The organism is Deinococcus sp. YIM 134068 (assembly GCF_036543075.1).
Taxonomy (GTDB): domain Bacteria; phylum Deinococcota; class Deinococci; order Deinococcales; family Deinococcaceae; genus Deinococcus; species Deinococcus lichenicola.
Window position 1 is genome coordinate 1 of sequence record NZ_JAZHPF010000023.1, and the last position, 21,093, is coordinate 21,093.

19 protein-coding genes are annotated in these 21,093 nt (G+C 66.5%); 15 read left to right on the forward strand and 4 right to left on the reverse strand.

The features are described from left to right. The 9 genes from V3W47_RS16475 to V3W47_RS16515 all read left to right on the forward strand — a co-directional run. A partial coding sequence (locus V3W47_RS16475; protein ID WP_442877238.1) for a hypothetical protein occupies window positions 1-720 on the forward strand: 720 nt, incomplete at its 5' end. Between the two features lies 1 nt (window position 721). Beyond that, window positions 722-934, forward strand: coding sequence for a hypothetical protein (locus V3W47_RS16480; protein WP_331826317.1), 213 nt, complete (start codon window positions 722-724; stop codon window positions 932-934). Beyond that, complete coding sequence (locus V3W47_RS16485) at window positions 931-1,494, forward strand: hypothetical protein (RefSeq protein WP_331826318.1); 564 nt, start codon at window positions 931-933, stop codon at window positions 1,492-1,494. Before V3W47_RS16480 ends, V3W47_RS16485 begins: the two co-directional genes overlap by 4 nt. 200 nt (window positions 1,495-1,694) lie before the next feature. Next, window positions 1,695-1,991, forward strand: a complete 297-nt coding sequence (locus V3W47_RS16490; RefSeq protein WP_331826319.1) for an HNH endonuclease signature motif containing protein — start codon at window positions 1,695-1,697, stop codon at window positions 1,989-1,991. 338 nt (window positions 1,992-2,329) lie between these two features. Next, window positions 2,330-2,518, forward strand: coding sequence for a hypothetical protein (locus V3W47_RS16495; protein WP_331826320.1), 189 nt, complete (start codon window positions 2,330-2,332; stop codon window positions 2,516-2,518). A gap of 44 nt (window positions 2,519-2,562) precedes the next feature. Next, window positions 2,563-2,925 (forward strand): helix-turn-helix domain-containing protein, encoded by a 363-nt coding sequence (locus tag V3W47_RS16500; RefSeq protein ID WP_331826321.1) that lies wholly within the window; start codon window positions 2,563-2,565, stop codon window positions 2,923-2,925. Then, window positions 2,922-3,500 carry a hypothetical protein gene (locus tag V3W47_RS16505; RefSeq protein ID WP_331826322.1) on the forward strand — a complete coding sequence of 193 codons (579 nt, stop codon included), beginning with the start codon at window positions 2,922-2,924 and terminating at the stop codon, window positions 3,498-3,500. The genes V3W47_RS16500 and V3W47_RS16505 overlap by 4 nt, the downstream gene beginning before the upstream one ends. 86 nt (window positions 3,501-3,586) lie before the next feature. Further along, a complete protein-coding gene (locus V3W47_RS16510) occupies window positions 3,587-3,883 on the forward strand; it encodes a type II toxin-antitoxin system RelE family toxin (protein ID WP_331826323.1) in 297 nt (98 codons plus the stop codon). 406 nt (window positions 3,884-4,289) lie between these two features. Next, window positions 4,290-4,835 carry a CopG family antitoxin gene (locus V3W47_RS16515; RefSeq protein WP_331826324.1) on the forward strand — a complete coding sequence of 182 codons (546 nt, stop codon included), beginning with the start codon at window positions 4,290-4,292 and terminating at the stop codon, window positions 4,833-4,835. Between the two features lie 736 nt (window positions 4,836-5,571). Here V3W47_RS16515 and V3W47_RS16520 read toward each other — a convergent pair. Both V3W47_RS16520 and V3W47_RS16525 read right to left on the reverse strand, forming a co-directional pair. After that, window positions 5,572-5,730 (reverse strand): hypothetical protein, encoded by a 159-nt coding sequence (locus V3W47_RS16520; RefSeq protein ID WP_331826325.1) that lies wholly within the window; start codon window positions 5,728-5,730, stop codon window positions 5,572-5,574. Window positions 5,731-5,852: 122 nt separating this feature from the next. Beyond that, window positions 5,853-6,440 (reverse strand): nucleotide-binding protein, encoded by a 588-nt coding sequence (locus V3W47_RS16525; RefSeq protein WP_331826326.1) that lies wholly within the window; start codon window positions 6,438-6,440, stop codon window positions 5,853-5,855. Window positions 6,441-6,537: 97 nt separating this feature from the next. On the opposite strand from V3W47_RS16525, the gene V3W47_RS16530 reads away from it, so the two are divergent. Beyond that, entirely contained in the window at window positions 6,538-7,395 is an 858-nt protein-coding gene (locus V3W47_RS16530) for a hypothetical protein (RefSeq protein ID WP_331826327.1), read from the forward strand. Window positions 7,396-7,513: 118 nt separating this feature from the next. On the opposite strand, the gene V3W47_RS16535 is transcribed toward V3W47_RS16530, so the two are convergent. Continuing rightward, on the reverse strand, window positions 7,514-8,050 hold the full coding sequence (locus V3W47_RS16535) for a hypothetical protein (RefSeq protein ID WP_331826328.1): 537 nt from the start codon (window positions 8,048-8,050) through the stop codon (window positions 7,514-7,516). A gap of 315 nt (window positions 8,051-8,365) precedes the next feature. Between V3W47_RS16535 and V3W47_RS16540 the strand changes: the two genes are divergently transcribed. From V3W47_RS16540 to V3W47_RS16555, 4 genes are all read left to right on the forward strand, one after another. Continuing rightward, the gene (locus V3W47_RS16540) at window positions 8,366-10,039 is read left to right on the forward strand and encodes a hypothetical protein (RefSeq protein WP_331826329.1); all 1,674 of its coding nucleotides are present in this window, start codon (window positions 8,366-8,368) and stop codon (window positions 10,037-10,039) included. 98 nt (window positions 10,040-10,137) lie between these two features. Continuing rightward, complete coding sequence (locus V3W47_RS16545) at window positions 10,138-11,286, forward strand: hypothetical protein (protein WP_331826330.1); 1,149 nt, start codon at window positions 10,138-10,140, stop codon at window positions 11,284-11,286. After that, complete coding sequence (locus V3W47_RS16550) at window positions 11,283-16,748, forward strand: DEAD/DEAH box helicase (protein ID WP_331826331.1); 5,466 nt, start codon at window positions 11,283-11,285, stop codon at window positions 16,746-16,748. The genes V3W47_RS16545 and V3W47_RS16550 overlap by 4 nt, the downstream gene beginning before the upstream one ends. Window positions 16,749-18,723: 1,975 nt before the next feature. Beyond that, window positions 18,724-19,431 (forward strand): hypothetical protein, encoded by a 708-nt coding sequence (locus V3W47_RS16555; protein ID WP_331826332.1) that lies wholly within the window; start codon window positions 18,724-18,726, stop codon window positions 19,429-19,431. Window positions 19,432-19,975: 544 nt separating this feature from the next. On the opposite strand, the gene V3W47_RS16560 is transcribed toward V3W47_RS16555, so the two are convergent. Further along, window positions 19,976-20,281, reverse strand: coding sequence for a hypothetical protein (locus V3W47_RS16560; protein WP_331826333.1), 306 nt, complete (start codon window positions 20,279-20,281; stop codon window positions 19,976-19,978). A 184-nt stretch (window positions 20,282-20,465) separates the two neighbouring features. On the opposite strand from V3W47_RS16560, the gene V3W47_RS16565 reads away from it, so the two are divergent. Next, window positions 20,466-21,074, forward strand: coding sequence for a hypothetical protein (locus V3W47_RS16565; RefSeq protein WP_331826334.1), 609 nt, complete (start codon window positions 20,466-20,468; stop codon window positions 21,072-21,074). Window positions 21,075-21,093: the final 19 nt, after the last annotated feature.

Below are 21,093 nucleotides of genomic sequence, written 5' to 3' on the forward strand. Positions count from 1 at the left end.
GCCGCTGACGCGGCGAACGGCGAGGACACTCCCACCGTCACGGACGAGGATCTCAGGTCGCTTGGAATTCTGGACGATCAGGCCACGTCCGTACAAAAGGTTCCGGGCGGCGGGGCGGCGGGCCCGGCCCCGGAAGCCCCGTGCAGCCCCAGCCTGGATGACCTGAAGGCCGTGGACCGGGCAGAGCTTCTGAAGCGTCCCGTGGCCGCGCCGGACGGTCCGCAGTGGAAGCGGGTGCGGGAACTGCTGGGCAAGGACCTGTTCGTGGATGTGCTGAAGCAGCCGACGCTGTCGGGGGGGCTGAACCGGGAGGACTGGTTCCGGCTCTCGCTCGCGGAGATCGAACAGGTGGCGCGGGCGGCGCAGGTAGATGCGCAGGCGGGGCGCAAGAAGATGGGCACGGGGGTGATCTGGGGGCTGGACCGCTTGATCGGGGGTGCGTCGGCGGCACCGAAGCCGGTGAAGGCTGGTGAGCGGCTCCGCAGCCCCATCCACGATGTCAAGAATGTGGGTGTGAAAGTGGCCGTGTTCCATACGCCACAGGAGGGGGAGCCCCCGAAGCTGGGAGACAGCATCGAGGTGGGCAGTCGCTGGGAGCACAAGCGCCAGGAGGACAGGATCGTCACGGTCGTGGCCTACGACGGGCCTAGCGTGGACCTGCACACTGGAGAGAAGCTCTCGTCGTTCCTGCTCAGCAAGGATTACCGGAGGGTGCATTGAGATGACCCGCAAACTTCCCCCACTCCCCCGTTACAAAGGCACCTACCCGCCCGAACTCGCTACGGCGGACGACCTGGAGGCCCTGGGGCTCAAGCCCGGCTCGGTACGTCCGGTCGCTATCCTCGAATACGATCACGGCGACACGAGCGGCATGTGCGGGCTGCACGAGCGGGCGGCCGCCGTGCCCAAGGACACGCCGAGGGAGGCCTCGTGAAGGGCCCGGCTCTCCCCCACCGTGCCGTGGTGACCCTGACCGGCTGGGCTGTGCCCGCCCGCAAGGGCGTGACGGTGAATGGGCTGGATGTTCGGACATCTTGGTGCCCCGAGGGCGAGGCGCGCGTTACCCTCCGCGCCTACCCGCGCACGGCGCCAGCCGGCAGTCTGCGCGACCTGTTCACCTTCCCCCGGCTGGTCCGGTCCGCTGAGCAGCCGAACGGCTCCAGCGTCAGCGTGATTGGGCAGCTCCTGAAGCTCGACCGGGGCGAAGGGCTGATCAAGGTGAAGGTGTGCCCGTCGCAGGCCACCGACCTGCCCTTTGTCATCACCCTGCACGCGACGGCGAGCGTCCTCGACCTGGACCCGGCGACCTTCCACGTCCAGGTCGAGGGCCGGGTGCTGCGCGCCGCCTCCGGCCTGCTTCTCGTGGAGTCCGTCACACCTGTGCACGCCCCCGTCCCAGCACGCTGGCACCGCTGGAGGCCGAAGCGGCGGCCACCGCAACCCTTCGCCCTGCACTTGCTAGACGAGCCCTTGGCCGTCACGCTGGCCTCATGACGTGGATCCAGCCAACTGCGCCCTCCCCGCCCCTGCTGGGCGAGCTGCCACCTGTCCGGCGCCCTGGGTCCACGTCCGCCTCTCTGGAGGCGACGTTGTTCACGCCCGAGTTCCAGACGCGCTTCTAGGAGCGCGTCGAGCGGGGCGAGGGGACGGGCTGCTGGGAGTGGCAGGGGGCCCTCTCGGACGGGTATGGCCATGTGCGGGTGGCGAGGCGCAGCACCCCCGTCCACCGGGTGGCCTGGTTGTTGGCGGGGCATGCCATCCCGGATGACCTGGTGCTCGACCACCGCTGTCGCAACCGTCGGTGCGTCAACCCGGACCACCTCGAAGCCGTCACCAACAGAGAAAACATCCTGCGCGGGGAGGGGGCGGCGGCGCGGGCGGCCCGCGTGTCGCACTGCCCGAGGGGGCACTGGTACGGCGGCGAGAACCTGCGGATACGCGGGGACGGGCGGCGGGTGTGCCGGGCGTGCGAGAGAGGGAGGCGCCGGTGACGCAAGATCGCCTGACCTGGCTGGCCTACGACCGGGTGACCCAGTATTGGTGGTGGCGTTCGTGCCCGCCGAAGGGTTAGCCCTGGCGGCGGACCGGGTGACCCTCGTGCAGGTGGAGGAAGAGGTCGTGACCCGGGCAACGAGCACGCAGGTAGTAGTGGGCGTGTCCGGGTTCCGGCGGCAGGGCAACAACAGCGGTCCGGCGGGGTGGGCCCCGGACAGGCGGCGGCTCAAGCCGCCCGTCGAGCTCACTCACTGGTGCCGGGTCGAGCGGCAGTGCCGGGCCCTCGTGAGGCTCAGCCGGCATCGACGCGCTGGCGAGCACGCCCCTCGGGAGGTTGCGGCACGAGCTGCTGGGTGCTCCCGCCGGGCTGGACGCTCAGGAGGAGATCGTCACGGCGCTGGAGTGGATGGCCGAACAGTGGGACGAGTCCAATGTCACCGGCGCTCGCGCCGCCGAGCTGCTGTCGCAACAGTCGCGGGAGTGGTGGGAGGAGGCGGTGTCTGGTCAGATGGAGCGAGGGTAGATGGATTGACAACTACCTGTCACTAGTGATAACTTTCTGTCACTATGACGTTGAGATTCTCCCTGGACACCTTCCTACGCGAACACGGCCTGACGGCCTACCGGCTCGTGAAGGAAACCGAAGGTCTAGTCGCACGGGGCAGCGTGTTTGCAATGGCTCGCGGCGAAAGCGTGAAGCGCGTCGACTTGGAGAATCTGGAACACATCATGGCTGCGCTCGGAGCGCTGACCGGTAAGACCGTGCAGGTCGGCGACCTGATCGCCGGCAGTGTTGAGCCCGCCCAGGTGCGCCGCAGCGCTGCCGATGTTCCCTACACCGACGACGAGGAGACCAATGAGGTCCTTAACGATCACCCCGACATCCTCGAGCGCCTGTCCCGTTACAACGACCGGAAGGTGCCCTCGTGAACGATCAGCTCGGACAGCACCTTGAGCAGTTGACGCATTCTGAGCAACACCGGTTGTTCGTCGCTCTCCAGAAGAACTTCATTGCTCTCTCTCAGCGGCCGGAACTGATTGAAAGAGCCAGGCAAACCACTGAGGATGAAGTCCGGTCCTGGACCGAGAAAGAAACTTCGGAACAGGTACACAGGGCGCGTCAAACGGTCGATCTGGTATGGCAGGAAGGCATCTCTGTACTTGCCCAGCGGTACATCAACGCTCGAGGAGAATCGGGGGTGGACTTCCGGGGCGTCTATGAGGACCTGAGCGAATTGCTGTGGGTCTCTGTCATTAAAGTTGCTGACCAAGAAGAAGCCTCGTTTCACTTTATTGACAAGTTTCTGAAAGCATTCGCGATCCAGATTGGTCCTGCAATTGCCAGGCTGTTTGGCTTCAAGTACTTCACGCAGAGTCCTATCTTCCGGTTCGTCACGCTGATCATCGCCCTGGTGCGCTTCATGTCTATGATTCGTGACGGCTGCGGCGTCCTGCTCAGGCGGCCTCTCAGTATCCCCTTGACCGTTCAACCCTGTGCACCCTGAGCTTCTGTCCTCCTGACCTCGAAGGACGGCAGAAGCCCAGGAGAGCGCCCGACTGCTCTCCGCCCCCACCAGCACGGAGAGCAGTCATGTCCCAGTACACCCTCGTCCTTGACCCTGCAGCCAAGGCGGATATGAACAAGATCGATTCCACCACCCTCGCTCAGATCAACCGCCGCATTGTGCAGGTGGTTCAGAACCCCGACCTCGGCAAACCCCTGACCGCGCCCCTCGCCGGACTCCGCAGCGTGTACGCCGCCAGCAAGCGGTACCGCGTTGTGTACGCCGTGGATCGGGCGGACCACACGGTCACGATTCTCGCCATCGGCGCCCGCCAGGCTGGCCACCGCCGTGACCCTTACGCCAAGGCCCGCCGCCGCACCTGACCCTCGCCCTCCAGCTCGCCGACCCCCTGCGCGTTATGCAGGGGGTTCTTCGTCGGGTCGTCGGGTGGGAACTGACGAGCGCCACCAGATCTGGTAACGGCGTGCCCGGCGGGGAGCGCAGGCTTTCAGGCATGTCCACCGTGCTCCGGCCCACCCCCCTCCGCCGCTCCTCCCCCGCCTCGGCCCCTGCCCCCCGGGGCAGGAGCGCAGCGTGGGTTGTCGAAGACCAGCTCGGGCAGGCTTCAGCCGTGCCCCGAATCGACCCCACGGCCCACCCCTCGTTCCCCCCGGAACTCCCGTCCCCCGCGAGGCTGATCACGCTCTGGACATGAACCTCAACCGACAGGTCCAAGACCCCGCCCCCACTTCCCGCTCCGGTGGTAGCGCATCTGCGCTACACTAAATCATGGAGTTCGACTGGGACGACGCCAACGAGGGGCACATCGCCCGGCACGGCATAGACCCGGAAGAAGCCGAGGAAGCAGCGACGGATCCCCGGCGGGTGGCCGCGCCCGCCTACCGAGTCCAGGGCGGGGAACGCCGTCAGGCCGTCACGGGCAAGACGGACGGGGGCCGCCTCCTCACCGTCGTCCTGACCCGGCGCGGCGACCTCTGCCGAGCGGCAGGCCTACCGGAGGTAGACATGAGCGAACTGACGATCATCACGGACATGAGCCAGATTCCGGCCTTCCAGAGTGAGGATGAGGAGGCGGAGTTCTGGGCGACCCACGGCCTGGCCGAGCATCTGCTCGACGCTGGGAACGCGGACCCGGACCTGTTGCCGCCTCCCCGCTCCCGCCGCTCCACGCCTATGAGCCTGCGCTTGGGCGTAGACCTAGAGAGGCGGTTGCGCCAGCTCGCCGAAGTCAAGGGCACCCCCTACCAGACGCTCCTCAAGGAGTTCGTGCTGGAGCGCGTGTACGAGGAAGAGAAGCGCCACCAGCTCCTCTGAAGGCCCGGGGCGTCGCCGCGCCATCAGCGCTCAAGGGCCGTAGGTGACCTCGATATTTACTTTCGTCCGGACTGGGAGGGCGCCAGCCTCCCCGCTGAGCTGAATGTGAGTTCACACAATGACACGCCGGCGTGGTACAAGGGGGTGTCAGGAGAGCTGCGGCGAGACGCAACGGGGCAAAAACACACTCCTCAATGGAGATGATCCTTTCTCTCCATCTGCCCCAAGTGCCGTCCTCGCTGCCGGAGACGGCACGTTGGACTCCGCAGGTAGATCTCTCCCCCGTCACGTCCCTGCTATAGACCTCTTTCCCGTCCGGAGATGTCAGCACAGGCAGAAATCGGCACTTCTACGCTTACTTAGCTAGCTCTACTGCGCTCCGGCGTGGCTTCCCCGACGGACCCATACAAGTCCGGGCAGTCGCAGTCGTCCGAGACGGGATGCAATACGGCTCGGGCCTTGAGTGCTCGCACTACGACCACCTGTGTCTGCTTGGGCGGTCAGGCGAGGTCGTGAGCCTCGCGAGGCGAGTCCCTCTCCGCCTGCCGGGGCACGCGGTACGTCTGCGACCTCCTAGTTTTCCAGGCAGACGGAAGCGTCATCTTCGACGACCCGAAGGGCAGGGAAACGGACCTGCATTGGCTGAAGCGATTACGGGTTCAGGCCCTCTGCCCGTGGGTGACGGTCCGGGTGGATGCGGGTCCCTGGAGCAAGAGCGCGCGGCCGCCAGGTAGCGTTATGAGGAGCGCGTCATCAGATACGCCAGTGAAATCTCCTCGACTAGGTCCTGTACTGTCATGTCCCGCTCCAGCGCCACGAACTTCAGCCGCTTGTGCGTTGAGGCACGCAGCGCCACGTTCACCCGCTTCTCTACCGCAGAAGTGGGAGTTTTCACACTCTCATTTTCCTGTGAAACTATATTTGTGTAAGATTGTGGTTGTGTACTCTGAGGCCGAGGCACGTCCTGCGCGCGCCGCGCTGCGCCGAGGATGGAACTCGCATCCGTCGCCTTCTTACTCATGCCGTGACCTCCAGTTCGGTGAGAGCCGCGCGAAAGGGCACCGTGAGCTCGGCCGGGATCAGGTTTCCAAAGGCGCGTTGGTACCCCACCGCCTTACGCACCCGGGCTACCACCGGGTAGCCCAACTCGTCCAGGGCACTGGGCATTGCCGCCGACACGTTGTCGTTGTCCAGGCGATTGAGGACGAAACCCAGTCGGGCACCCTCCACGAGTTCAGCCTCACCCAGGGCGGCCACCGTCTCCTGCAAGCGGTCGACCTCGCCGGCACCCGGCAGCAGCGGAATGATCAGCACATTAGACTGCCTCGCCGTGTCCTTGAGGATTCGCGTGTCATTCGGCGGGGTGTCAATGACCAGGTAGTCGACTGTCCCCAGCCTGGCTGCCTCGATAGGGCCAATGACCCGGTAAGGGAGGGTAACTCCCGCTACCTGGGCGTTGTGCTGCCACCCCATCGCCGATCCCTCAGGATCTCGGTCCAGGAGCGCGACCGTGTGACCTGATTCGCCGAGGACCTGTGCGATACCCATCGATAGTAATGTTTTGCCCACGCCGCCCTTCCTGCTCAGCACACTGATGACTTTCACATCTCCATTGTCTCACAAGGCTGCAAATCCATACAACCTCAATCTTGTAATTGTGTGACAATGTGAAATAGGTGACCCCAGGAGCCAGGAGAATGACTTGACTGCAACGCCTAAATCCGGCTCGCCCGAACCGCAGGTGTCGGGTCTGTACAGCCCTCTCTTCCTCCAGGGTCTCTACACCACCCTGGAAGACTGCCTCACGCTCACGAGCGGCTCGGTTGACCTGGAGCGTCTCGTCGCTTTGGAGTCGCGCCGTTACGACCATGCGCCTCTGTTGGACGCAAACCGTCGTGTCGTCGGCGTAATTTACACAAAGACTGCCCGTGAGCGTTTCGAGACAGGGCAACCGCTCGAGGAGCGTGATGCCGAGCTGACGTGGGTGCATGAGCACACCACCCTCGACGGGCTTCTCACAAGCATGTCGATGCGGCGGGCGGTCCTCGTGGCCGGTGACATGGTTGACGGTTCCGTAAGCACACCAAACCTGGTAGGCCTGTTCACTCTCTCAGATTTCAACCTGCATACCTTCCGCGCGCGGCTCTACTCCCTGCTCGCCGACCTCGAGACACATCTCGCCGAACTCATGCAGGTGGTCTATGACGACCCCTGGACCTGGTTGGAGTGGTTGCCTGAAGGGCAGCGGGTCGGGGTGGTGGGGAGCTGGGAACTCTCGAAGCGCGCGGGTGTCGACCTCAGTCCGGTCCATGCCCTGAACCTGACGCAACTCGTTACGGTCGTGGCCTCCTCGAAAGAGCTGCGCGGGCAACTCGGGTTCAGCTCGAGGCGCAAGTTCGACGAGTTGACAGGCGGTATCCCTGACCTGCGCAACCGCGTGATGCATCCGGTGCGTCATCTCGTGATGAGGCAGGAGGATGTCACCGCGCTCCACAAAACGGCCGCCGCCGTCTGTTCACTCAGGGACATCGTAGCTGGGGTCCTGGCCAAGATGGGCTGAGTCGGGAAGACTGAATTCGGGGAGACAGGGCAGCACACGCCGTCTCCCCGGAGGTGGACGCTAGAGCGCTGTCCTGCCCCAGATCCACCGCAGCCGCTGAGCCTGATGGCGGGGAACACTACTCCTGCAGCAGCCTGTTCAACTCTTCGACCGAAAGGTAGCCCTGCGCTCCGTACATCATGTCGTCGTTGCGTCTGAGAGCGTATCCCTCGACCTCCAGGGCCTGAATCAGGGCCTCCTCATGGTTGGGATCGATCTGCAGGAAGGGTCCACTGTGGGTGGTGTCGCTGACCTCTCCGAACTGCTGCTGGAATTTCTCGGGAAGAAGCCTGAGCATCAGGGCTTGCGGCCAGAGATGGAGAGCGTCGCCGTCCGGATAGCCCGTTGTGAACTCGAGGTCGTCTCCGGGCGTCAGGCCTGGGTCTTCCTCATCCTCTTGATTTTGCAACCATGCCTGTGTCTCAAGCTCGACAAAGGATGAAGGGGCCAACTGCCGGAACTCCCCCCAGGTCCGGGCCACGCTGTAGGCACGCTGGCCCTTGAGCAGGTTCTGGACCTCCTCGGCAGGTAGAACCTGCACGCCCTCGCCACCACTTCCCTCGATGACACCGTAGATCAGCTCTGGGCGCTCTGTTGCCTCAGTATCTTTGTGCATTCTGTCCTTAGCATAACCGGGCTTGGACTACCCCTTGTTCAATCAACGTTATGAAAACCAGACCTCTCGTGGTTTGGGCAGCCATCCTCTTTCCTGAAGTCGATTGGGAGAGTTCAACCCTGGCGGCAGTCGGATGACGTGCCCGTACTTGCCGTGCAGTGCTTTCGTGCGAGCGAGGTCACGACGCTCGGCAGAAACGAGAGTGACGGGGGAAAAGATCAACCCAACGAGAGACTCTGGTCCTGGTCTCGCTGTATCTGTGAAAAAAGCGGCAGATTTGCTCCCGGTCTGTCCCCGGATGTGCCATATATGAGCATGCCGAACTATCAAGCCTGGAACACCGCGCTGCTCGAGCACGCGACTCATGGTGCTCCACTGGGCAGCACGGTGTACCTGGAGGTCAGTGACGAGACGCTCAATCGCATTGGAGTCCAGTGGTGGGGACCGCCTCCGCCGGGAAGCTCCTGGCGCGCCGACTTTCTCGGTGCCGTGCACAAGAACAGCATTTACGAGGCGCGTGTGTGCTGCGACTGGATGGCCGCCTCGGACCCGCAGGGGCGTCCGGTCGGCGTGGCCTTCCTCGCCGCGATGGTGCTGGCGGCCTCCAACATGGCCACCGACGCCGCTGGGCAGCTCCATGAGAAGAACTACTTCAAGCGTCTGGCTGCCGTGCTCGGCGTCCCACCAAGTCCACAGGGTCGTCCCCCGGGGCTGCCCACCGGGGCGGAGGAGCCTCTCTGGCAGGCATGGGTGGCCTACCTGCGGGGGCGTGGGCTAGACAGCACCGCCCGTGGTGGAGAGGGCGCGCAACGGTTCATCGCCTACCCCATCAGCCAGTGCCTGATCGCGGAGGGCCAGAAGCAGCGCCTGCGCCGGCTCTTCGCCGAGCGGGGCTACCCGGCAGGCTGGGATGGGGAGACGTTGGCCTCACGGCTGCGCGCGGACGGGGAGCTGACGAAGAAGCTCGCGGAACTGTTGTCCCGGACCGGGGCGGCGGCCGAGGACGTGCATGACGCCCTGCAGGGAGTGCTGCAGGACTTCCACGCTTCAGGAGGCTCGGCGGACGTGACCGAGTCGACCGGCGTCGGGCCGCGCCAGCTGGTGGCCGGGCTGTACCGGGGCGAGCACTGGCGCACCGGGGAGCCGGAGTACCAGCTCTTCCCCCGTCAGCCACGGGGCGTCCGGCTGACCAGAATGGCGGTGCAGTTTCCCGGGGGTGCGGAGGTGCTGGACCTCGAACGCCCCGGGTACTACCGGCCGGTCGGTGAGGTCACGCTGGCAGAGCTGACACGCGGCGTGCGCCTCGAGGTGGCGGGCAATCCCTTTGTGGACGCGCTGGTGCTGCCCGCCCGGGACTACTGGCTGCTGCGCCGCGACCCGGACGCCGAGGGGATGTTCGCGTCGCTGGGCACACCGGGCGTGGGGGAGCACCTGCTGCTGCTCGTGCGCGACACCCTGCTGCCGGACCTGCGGAGATTTCAGGAGGAGGGCCTCGTCGCGTGGACAGGCCAGCCAGACGCTCTCGGGGAGGGGTGGGTGGAGGTCCGCGATTTGATGGTGATCGGCAACCACTGGAGCGAAGTCCCGGCGGGGCAGGCCCGCGCCCTGCACGAGGCGTTGCGTCCTCCTGGAGGCGTCAGCATCCACTTGGAGGGCGGCGCGCGGACGCAGCGGGCGGGGGCCTACCTCGCCGGGGCGGGTCCGGACGTGCGGGTGATGTCGTTTTCCCTGGACGCGCACCTCACGGTCTGCCGTGACGGCGAGGAGGTGTTCGCGGCGGGCGTGACACCGGGGGAGGTGCTGTCCCTGCCGCTGGATTCGCCGGGAACCTTCGAGCTAAGCGCCGAGTCTCGCGGCCAGCATGCCGTGCGCACCCTGACGGTGGTGCCCTGGGAGGAACTGCGCGCTGCCCCGGTGCCGCCGGAGCGCCGCGAAGGGATGGAGGTGAATGGACGCCGCATCTGGGGTGCGTACGTTCAGGACCTGTGAGTCTGTCCCGAATGCCCGGCAGAATGGGAGTGCGTTGGTTCCGGGCATACACCGCTTACGGCCGCCCGCCCGTGGTAATCGAAAACGTGGCTGGATTTGTGAGGCGCCGCAGGCTCACGGACACGGTGGTGAGCCTGCGGGTGGAACGCGGCGCGACCAGTGAATTCCTGCTGTTCCTGACGCTGGAGACCAGTTACCCGGGAGAGGTGCCCGAGGACGTGGAGGACGCCCTCGCCGACTGCCCGCACCTGCGCTCGCCCCTCCCGGAGCCACTCACCCTGGCACAGATCGAGAACATGACGTCCGGCGACCTGCAGGTGAAGGCACTCGGACAGTGCCTGGAGTACCGCCGGGTGCTGCGAGAGGCGCAGGAGGACCCCTTCGATACCGAGGCGCGGCTGCCCGGGCACGCTGCGGAACTGCCGCCCGGGGCGGGGGAGAGGCTCCTGTGGTGGCTCTCCGCGACCGGAGGCGGTTCCTGGTCCGCCCTGCGCGCGGCCGCCGCGTCGCTGGGAGTACGGGACCCGGTGATGGCCACGCGGCTCGCCCGCCACCTGCGCCTGCTCGGCCACCTGGAAATCTTCGCCGGGGGGCGCTGGGCGGTGGCACCCCCGGCGGTGGCCGAGGTGGAACTTGCCGGAGAGGAGCGGTCCCGGTTCCTCGTCGGGGCGCGGGACAGCCGCCCTGTACACGGCGACCACCGGGAGGCACAACCGGGGGGACCGGACCGGGTCCTGGTGACGGACCCAGGACATCGCCCGCTGCTCAGCGAGCCAGCGCGGCCGCTGGCGGAGGCACTGCCCGACATTGCCGGGTTCCTGCCCCTGCTTGAGAGGCTGGGCAGCGTGAACGAACGTGCGCTGAAGCTGCGCCGGTTCGATGGGCGGCAGTTCGCCTCCTGCACCGGGGCGGACGAGGAGGGCCTGTACGAGCTGACGTCCGGCGACGGCCGGGTCGTGAACGCCCTGCGCAGCGGGGCGGCCTGGTACCGTGGGGAATTCTTCGCCCTACGGTTCTTGGCGCTCGGGCAGCGGGGTCTGCTGGGAGCGTGGCGCCACGCTTCAGACCGCCGGGAGCTGGCCCTACGGCACGAGGAGCGGCCCCCGGAACTCTACGAGCGGGCCCTGGTGCTGTGCAGCGGCCGGTTGCCCGAGCACCGGGGTGGCTGGCTCGTCTATCCCAATGTGTCCGGGAATCTCGCTCGCCTCCTGGCGGAGCGGCTGGGCTTGGCCGTGGAGAGCGAATGAACGATCTGCTGGGCCTGCACGCCCGTTTGGAACGCATCTACGGCTTGTACGTCGAGAGTGCTTTTCCCCTGAAAAACCCGGCGCTGCGCCGGGAGCGCCGGGCCCTGCTCGCCCGACCCGGCCTGCTGACCCAGGAACCGTTGGTGGAACCCGTCGCCACCTACGAGAGCAGCGGACACACCCTGGCGCAGGCGGCCGCCACCCTGCCCGGTCACCTGGGCGACCTGGCACACCTCGCCGGACCGCTGCTGCCGCCCGGAACGCCGCTGCACGCCCACCAGTTCCGTGCCCTGACGGCAGGAGCCGTGGAGGGACGCGACCTCGTCGTGACCACCGGAACCGGCTCCGGGAAGACCGAGGCATTCTTGCTGCCGCTGCTCGCCGAGCTTGCCCGCGAGAGCGCGGACTGGACCCCCGTCGGTGCTCCGGCCCCGGAGCGGGCGTGGTGGCGCCAGGGGGAAGACCGGACCGGATCGCAGTGGGCGCACGTGACCCGTCCCGCCGCCGTGCGGGCCCTGATGCTCTACCCCCTCAACGCTCTGGTCGAGGATCAGCTCAAAAGGATGCGGTCGGTGCTCAACGCTCCCGCCGTGACCGCGTGGCTTGATGCCCGGCGTGGCGGCAATCGCGTGACCTTCGGGCGCTACACCGGCCTGACCGCGGTCCCGGGCCGCCCCGGCAACAAGCACCACCTGAGGCGCCTGCACCGGCACCTGACGACCCTCGACCGGCAGTGGACAGCGCTGTTGGGGGCCGGGCGGCCCGAACTGCTCGACCATTTCCCCGACCCGTCGGGTGGCGAGGCGTGGAGCCGCTGGGACATGCAGGACCACCCACCGGACCTGCTGATCACCAACTACTCCATGCTCAACATCATGCTGATGCGCGACGTGGAGCGCCCGATCTTCGAGGCCACCCGCGCCTGGCTGGCCGCCGACCCGCGGCACGTCTTCCACCTGGTGGTCGATGAACTGCACGCCTACCGGGGCACGCCGGGCACCGAGGTGTCGTTCATCGTGCGGCTGTTGCTCTCCCGGCTCGGCCTGAACCCAGACAGCCCGCAGCTGCGCGTCATCGCCACGACCGCCAGCCTCGAGGACGACCCGGCGGGACGGCGCTTCCTCACGCAGTTCTTCGGGCGGCCCGCCGACCGCTTCGACTTCATCACCGGTCGGCAGGTCGTGTCGCCCCCGCCTGGGGACGCAAGCCTCGCGCCCCATGCCCGCGCTTTCGAGGCCTTCGCCGAGGCCGTGCAGAACGATCCCACCATCCCGCCTGTCCCCGCCGCCGTGTCGGGGACAGCCGTCTCGGCCCTTGTGACCGATCTCGGCTTCCCGGTCGATGGGCCGCCGGAGGTCGCGCTCGCCACCGCCCTGACGGCCCTCCATGCCCCGGCGCTGGTGCGCGAGGCCTGCCGGGACGAGGGCGGGCAGGTTCGGGCCACGCGCAGCCAGGTGCTGGGAGCCCGATTGCTGCTCCACCAGCCCCAGGCGCTGCGGGGACTGCTCACCGCCCTGACGACCGCCCGGTGCGCGGACGGACGCCCCACCCTGGCGCTGCGTGGCCACCTGTTCTTCCAGAACGTGCGAAATCTCTGGGCCTGCACGGACCCGGCCTGCCCACCCCGGGATGAGCCGTCCCAGGACCGGACTGTCGGCCGCCTGCACGACGAGCACCGTCTTGCCTGTGGATGTGGTAGCCGTGTGCTCGACCTGATCGTGTGCGACGTTTGTGGGGAGACCTTTTACGGTGCCCAGCGTAAGCGAGGGGAGCACGCGACGGAACTGCTCAGTGCCGACCGCCCGGACCTCGAGGGAGCGCCGGACGGGGACGGGCCGCGCACCCACGGGGCCTACGCCGTGTTGTGGCCGGTCACGTCCCATGACCACAGCCCTGATTTCGAGAGGCACGATTGGACCCATAAGCCCACCTCCTCGAAGTTGACGTTCTTCTGGCAACGGGCGCACTTCCAGCGGCAGACCGGCCTGCTCACCCGCTCCCCCCGCGCGGGCCAGGAGCCGGGCATGCAGCCCGTCTGGGTGTACGGCGTGGAGGCCGGCAACGCGGACGCGGCCCCCGCGATGCCCCCGAGCTGTCCGGCCTGTGACACCGACTTCGGCAGGCGCAAGCGCTTCCCCACTCCCCTGCGGCACCACCGCACCGGCTTCCAGAAGGCTGCCCAGGTGCTCGCCAGCTCACTCATGCGGGAGGTGAGCAGTGGGGGTGGGGCGCGGAAGCTGGTGGTGTTCAGTGACAGTCGCCAGGACGCGGCAAGGCTGGCAGCCGGGCTGGAGCGCGACCATTACCGCGATATGGTCCGGGTCGCGCTGTTGGACGCTTTGCAAGCCGCGGGCCGGTCCCTTGAGGCCGCCGTCCGCGTGCTGGCGGGACTGGCCCCAGGTGGGCGCGATCGCCTGCTGGACGTCAACCCCGCGCTGGCAGACGTGCTAGGCGCCCCAGCCTCGCCCGAAGACCTGGTGCTGTTCCAGGCGAACGCTCAACGCTTCAACCCCCTGCTACTCACCCTCAACGGACTGGCCGACGAGGAGACCGAGGCCGAGGCGCAGGCCCTCCTCCGGCAGTACCCCACCCGGGTATCCCTCGGACAGCTGGAGAAGGACGTGTTCCGGCGGCTGCTGGACCTCGGTATCTGCCCCGGTGGTAATACCCGCGGTGCCCTGAGGTTTCAGCAGGACGGCACCAGGAAACCCTGGCAGGAGGCCTTTCGCTGGACGCCCCGGGGCGTGAACCCCCAACCCAACCCGGAAGCCGAGCGGCACGTGGAACGCCTGCACCGACGGTTGTTGGGTGAGATCATGGAAGTGCTGTTCACGCACGTCGTCCGTACCCTGGAAAGTGTCGGACAGGGTCAGGTGCACGTGCCGTTGCCCGCGTCCACCCCGGTTCACGTCCAGGAAGCAGCCGACGCGGTGGTCCGCTTCCTGGCAGTCAAACGCCGCCATACCCTCAGCGACTACGCCGTGTCGGGGTCCCTCGAGAGCCTCCCCAAGGCGGTCAAACACTACCTGAACGTGGTGGGCATTGAACAGCAGGCCTTCACCGAACAGCTGCTCGCAGGCGACCACGCTCAGCCGAGTGGAAACGGTTTGAATTTGCGGCCCAACAACCTTGAACTGCTCCCCGGACGAACGCAGGGCTGGCGCTGTCCCATCTGCCGCGCTTTCTACCAGCACCACGCCGCTGGGTCCTGCGTGAACTGCGCCCAAGAGCAAGGCCGAAACAGCCACCTGGAGCCTGCTACCTACGAGGAGGAGCACGACTACTACGCCTACCTGGCGCGGGACTTCGGGCCACCGTACCGCATGAACGTGGAAGAACTCACCGGGCAGACGAACGCCTCCGACCGCCCGGTGCGCCAGCGGCACTTCCAAGAGGTCTTCTTGCCGGGTGAGGAACCCCGCGCGCAGGGCGTGGACCTGCTGAGCGTCACCACCACGATGGAGGCCGGGGTGGACATCGGGTCCCTGCTGGCGGTCGTGATGAGCAACATGCCGCCCCGGCGCTTCAACTACCAGCAGCGCGTGGGACGGGCAGGTCGGCGCGGGGCCGGACTCTCGCTGGCCCTGACCTTTTGCCGGGACCGCACCCACGACGCCTATTACTACCAGCGGCCCGAAAGCATCACCGGAGACGCTCCACCGCCGCCATATCTCGACACCGCCCGCATCACGATCTTCCGTCGCGTGCTCGTCAAGGAGGTGCTGCGTCGCGCCCTGGCGGGTCTTGTGCCCGAGGAGGGCGAGAGCGTTCACGGAGAGTTCGGGCGAACGGACCGCTGGCCCGAGCTGCGCTCCAGGGTCGAGGCGTTCCTGAGTTCGCCCGAAGAGCGCGCCGACCTGGAAGCCCTCGCGGTGACCCTGGCGGCCCACGCCGGGCAGACGGACCCCGCCGGGCTGATGCGGAACGTGCTTGACACCTTGGTGGTCGATGTCGACCACGTGGTGGCCGACGAGCGTCACAGCCAGACGCAACTCAGCGAGCGCCTCGCCGGGGCGGGGCTGCTGCCTATGTTTGGGTTTCCCACCCGCGTCCGCAACCTGTACCTCTCGCGCCTGGAGAACATGAGCGGGCAGTTGACCGAGGCGGACAGCGTCGACCGCGACCTGGACCTCGCCATCGGGTCGTTCGCGCCCGGCGCGCAGATCGTCAAGGACAAGCTCATCCACACCGTCCACGGCGTTCTGGACGTGCGACCGGGGTCGGGCCGGATCCGCACCGCGCCCGGGTTGTACCCACCGCTGTCGCAGCCCAATCCCCTGCTGCTCGGCCTGTGCCAGAGCTGCCAGGCCGTCCACCACCCCATGCCCGCCCCCGCGAGCGTGGGTGACCGCGCCGCCGTGTGTCCCACCTGCGGCACCGCCAGCGTGAAGGTTCTCGACGCCCGTGAGCCCCGCCACTTCTTCACCGACGGCGACCCTGACGATTACGACGGGCATATCGAATACATGGGCCGCTCCACCCGCCCCACCCTCGCGGTGCGGGGCGCGACCACGCCCACCGCCCAGGTCGCCAACACCCTCCTGACCGCCCGCACCGAGGAACTGCTCACACACAATGACGGGGGACGCTTGGGCTTCAGCTTCCGTGACAAGGCGGGCTTCCCCGGTGCGTACGAGGTCGACCTGACCACGGGATCGGCCAGCACCCGCACCGCCGGGAGCCGCAGGGTGGCGCTGCTCTCCCGCCGCGTCACCGATACCCTGCTCATCCGCCCGGAACGCTGGCCCGACCACACCCATGCCCCCACCACCACCGTCGATGGCCGCGCCGCCTGGTACACGCTGGCCTTTACCCTCCGCACCGCCGCAGGCGCCCTGCTTGACGTGGAACCCAGCGAACTCGACGCGGGGCTTTACGTCAACGGGGCGGGCGGCGAGACCCTGGGGTACGCCTTTCTCTGTGACCGCCTCGAGAACGGGGCCGGGTATGCCACCCACCTCGGGCAGGCGAGCGAATTCAGTCGTCTGCTCGACTTCGCCTACACCTCCCTCACCCCGGCCTGGCACGACCATGCCGCCGTCTGCGACGGCAGTTGCGCCCGCTGCCTACGTGACTACACGAACCTGGCCTATCACCCGCTGCTCGACTGGCGCCTCGCGCTGGACTTCCTGGCCCTGCTGCGGAATCCGTTGGCTCCCCCCAGCTTGCACGCTCCGCAGGAAGGACGACCGAACCCCTGGGCTCCCCTGGTCTGGGGCAGCGAGGCGCCCATCGTCCGGTCGCTCGCCCAACTGGACTACACGCCTCTGGAACGTAACGAGGCTGTCCCTACCTTCCTCCTGCAAAGCCGCCGCAAGACCCGCGCGCTCCTGGTCACCCATCCCCTCTGGGCGCCACAGCATCCCGATCTGCTGGCCGCACGCGCCGCCTTGCCCAACGGGGTGGAAGTTCAGTTGGTGAGCGCCTTCAAACTGCTCAGGAGACCCAGCGAAGCGTTGTAGCTCGCGTCCCTGCGTTTCAAGACAAGACAAAGCCCCCAGATGACCGAAGTCTTCTGAGAGCCCGACGGCAGGAATCAACTCCTATCGTCTACCGATCACGCTCGGGTCACGGTGCGGTCCAACCTAAATAGGGCGCCGCTTGTTCGCACACGCAAGCAGGGCCGCTTCAAACCCACCGGATGACCAGTGGTTACAAGGATGCGCCAGACACATCCAGAGCTGGGCGCTCCAGCTGACGCAGACCCGGGGGCCGCGCTTTCAGCTCAAGAATTACTCTGCCGGATGGCCGACAGAACGGCGCAACGCCAGGCCTTCACGAACACGTTGCGTAAGGGGTGACTCGTCACTGTTCATCTCAAGTGTCCTCGCAGCGTCACCTGCAAGAGCTTGAGAGCCGATCAGGGGCCAACCTGACAGGCTCATGGGTCCGGTCGTGACACACCGACGCGCTGGACAGACCTTCACCGACGATGCCTGAAGGCACCGCCGTCCCGCTGGCCGCTTTCCCCGCCTCTCCGTTCCGCTGAGAGGCCCGCAGGCTAACGACCGACGTCGCTCGACTGCTTGCAGGTACTCACTGCCGCTCCCCCTCCACACTCGCCAAGAGGTGGACCACGCCGTGAGGGTGGTGTGTGGAGGTTCCCCGGTTCTGACTGCTGACTGAGGACGGACTGTGTCCGTCAGGTCGCCGTTCGCCGCGCGGTCGCGTGCGGGCCGCCCGAAGGCTCCACCCTGAGGGTGGGTTATGGGGGCAGATGTTCCGAGCTCCCCCTTTATGACCGTGCACGCACCGTTGATGACTCTCGTCATCCCAGTCACCCGTCGGTGCTGATTCCCGGCACGTTCTTCCCTGGTTGCTGGACTCTCCTCGAGTCCGGCGACCACACACCCCATCGCGGGTTCGGCCCCGCATGGACAGGCTTGAGCTATTCGCCGACCCGGCATTTCTGCCGGTGCCGCGTGCCCCCCGACGTGCAGTTCACCACCCTGCATCGCCCTCGGCCCACTCGGGGAGTTGCCTCCCTCGCTGACGCCCACCTGTGGGGATCGGGTACGCGCGCTTCCTGCGTAAGCAGGCTGCCGACGCCACGCCCCCGACGCCGCTTTCGCGGCTTCTGACAGTCCAGGACGATCCACGTTGCCGTGGGATCCGTGCCCCGGTCGCCCAACATCTCCTGTTTGGATTGGGTAGAGCGCAGGTGTTTCACCCGCGCGCCCCCGTTGCAACCGCACCAGCCAGGATTTCCCCCGGCATGCAGCTACGGCAGGCCCCCACGATGGCGAGTCGTGGAGTATGAGTGTCTGTCCAGCGCGAACATGACCCATTGCCTTGAGCGTACAGGATGGCGGGGAACCCCGTGCGTGGGAGGACCGAGTTCAGGTACTCATCACCGCAGGACCTCATGCCGACTAACGTTCCTGCCACGGTTGGGGCTCACCCTCCCAACTCCCAGCCGCCAGCTGGACGGCTCGTTCAACGCTCGCTGCGGTGCGCATTCACTCAGCGTCAGGACTCGGCCTTTCCCTTCTGACCGGGTTCACTCCTCCAGGCGAACCTCCTCCTGCCGCACGAGGTGGCTTTCCAGTGGTCAGACTCCCATCCAAGTCACGCGCCCCTACCCCATGACCGATTTGGGCTCCCCGTCCGGTTGACATCCGACAGCTTTTGAACTGGCCCCGCGCGCCGCTCGCTTGTCAAGTGGCCTGTGAGGGTCAGCACAGAGAGGACCGGAATTCCCTTCCCTCATCGTCTCTCCACATCTCATATACGTCCCACCGTTCCGGGGCGCTCCGGCGCGGGCAGGGAAGTGGGGGAAAGGAGCGGGGCGATTTTTTGTTCCTAAAAGGAACATCCTTATATGTCTTTCCAAAAAGGCTCGCATCCAACCCGTTCAAACTGCACTTTTTGCCCGCGCCGGAGCGTGAATCTACCTTGCCGCTTGCATGGAGAGCAGCGCGCAGCTTCCGTAAGGGGATGGAGACGCCAGAGAGGCAGCAGGCCCGGGAGTGGCCGACATTGGTGGGTGTGACGGCGGTGCTGCAAAAGGTCACGTTCGCCTTCAACAGGTCGCCCTTCGTGCTCCTCGTCGAGGTGCCCGCCGAGCGTGCGGCGAGCGTGATCGAGCGTTGGTTGAAACGGTATCCCGAGCTGCTGGCCACGCCGCAGGAGCAGACGGCCTTGCGCAAGTTCGGGCACCCGGCACCGGGTCTGATCGCGGCCTCCTCCGGTCCGCAGGTGGCGCTGTTTCTGGTGGTCAACCGGCCCGGCGAGGAGCCGCGTTTTCAACGGGAGCAGTTCGTCGATGCCCGGGAGGGCGGACTGGTCTGGCGACATTACCTGCTGGGGCCACACGTTCAACGGCAGACCTGGAGTTGGTGGCTATGTGCCGACAAGGCAGCCCACTACCGGCGAACCGTCAACGGCCTGATCCTGGGGGCAAAGTACGGGAACGTCGAGGGGCGAGCGCGTCGGTTGGAAGAACTGTTCCGGCACCTCAACACCTACCCGATGGGGGGGGGTCTCCGTGAGCAGGTCTTCGAGTTGCAGCGGTATGCGCGTCGGCAGTGGCGGATTCACCGTCAGGGCCGGGAGAGCGAAGTGCGCGACTTGGTGTTGCCGGTCATCCCGCGCATCCCGCGGGTCAAGCAGCGGGAGGTGCCGCTTTCGGACCTTGCCCCTTGACCGGACTTGCGCGCGCGACCTGCGCGCTGGCACATCTGAAGTGTGAAACATTCCAAGACGAGTCCGCCCCCGGCCCTCCCCTCAGAGAAGCTCTTCGCGTTCACGCCCCGTGGTCGGGCAGAGCAAGTGCTGAGGGCCCCATCCCTCGCCCATCTGGCCACGGCCCTCAAGCATGTGGGGTTGCCAGAGGAGTTGGTCCGGCATGTTGCGCCTCTGGCCTGGCACCGGCAGCTGCGGTTGGTTGACCGGGAGTGGGAGCTGACCTTCCAAGGGACCATGGTCCACGTTCCCCCGTCGGAGGACAACGAGGTAGTAAAGTCGAAATCGCGACAGGTACGGCCCAGAGTGAAGAACATGCGACGAGCTGAGGGGCCTGAACAACCACCAGCTGAGTGGGCAACAGAACCGGCGGAGGAAGCCGTGTCCTCGGAGGGGGAGGCTGATTCCTCTAGTAGGGCCTGGGGACTCTTCAATGACTGAGGTGCTCTGCCTTCCCAGTCCGAAGTTGCCAGGCGCCATCATGGTGGGATCGCCTTGCTGATGGCTAAGTGTCAGTCAATAACGTTTTGCGCTCGGTGAGCCCCAACAACCAGTCGCTGGAGAGTTTCAGGACGGCGGCGAAAGCCCTGACCTCGTAATCGAAGGCGGCTCTGAAGCCGCCTTCAACCTTGCTGATCATGTTCGGCGTGATGTCCAAGCCATAGCGCTCGTAGACCAGCGCGCTCAGGGCGTCGGCGGTGAGCGGCGGCGTGTGGTGGTGCCGGGCGAGGCGGAGCCGCTCCCCGATGATGTTCTTTTTGGTAGCTCCCTGCAGCTTGTCGGGCAGAGAAGTCTTGCGACGTGAGGGCACCGCCCTAACCTAGATTTGCTCCCTGGAATGCTCGACTCCTGGCTGGAAGTTTGTATTCTAGCCAAGAATAACCACCACACGGCCTACCGCTGTGATGCTCGCCCCCGTTTGAAGAGATGCAGACACACGGTTTCCCCACCACCCGCAGTGTGCTTTCCCACCTGACAGCTGAGAGGAGCAGTTCATGGCACGTCGACTCAGCCCTGAAGAGCAGCAGGCACAGCAGCTCGTCCTCGAGGGGGGCTTCAATTTTTACGGCCTGATCAGCGCCCTCCCCGAACTCCCCACCTCCCTGACCGAGTGGCAATACCAGACCGTCCAGGGCGATGGCTCCCAAACGGTCCGATGCGGCTCGGTCCGCCTGTTCCCCTACGGCCCCGACGCCACCGTCCTGCAAGCCCTGCTGATGCTCTACAACCGCGATCCCCGCCCAGACCGACAGGTGACTTGCATCGGCCAGGCCCTGCGGGAGACTGTCCTCGCCCTGTCCCCGGACCTCCTGCTCACGGACGAGCAACTGCATCAGTCGCTGACCCGTCTCATCGGGGTCACGTACGACGCGACCTGGACACCAGGGCTGGGACAAAGGAAGCACACCATCCAATTCGGTTTGTTGAACGACCTCGCGCTCGATGTGGCGGTACAGGCAGAGGTCGTCTCACTGAACACCCTGACGGTGATGCTCTCGACTCAGACGTTGCGCCTGGGGCAGCTCGAAGACAGCACTCGGCAGGTCGCCCCCGTGCAGGAGTTGCTGACCCCCGACTCGGAGTGGCTCATCCCCGACCCGTAGCCGAGGGGTGGCCCCCTCG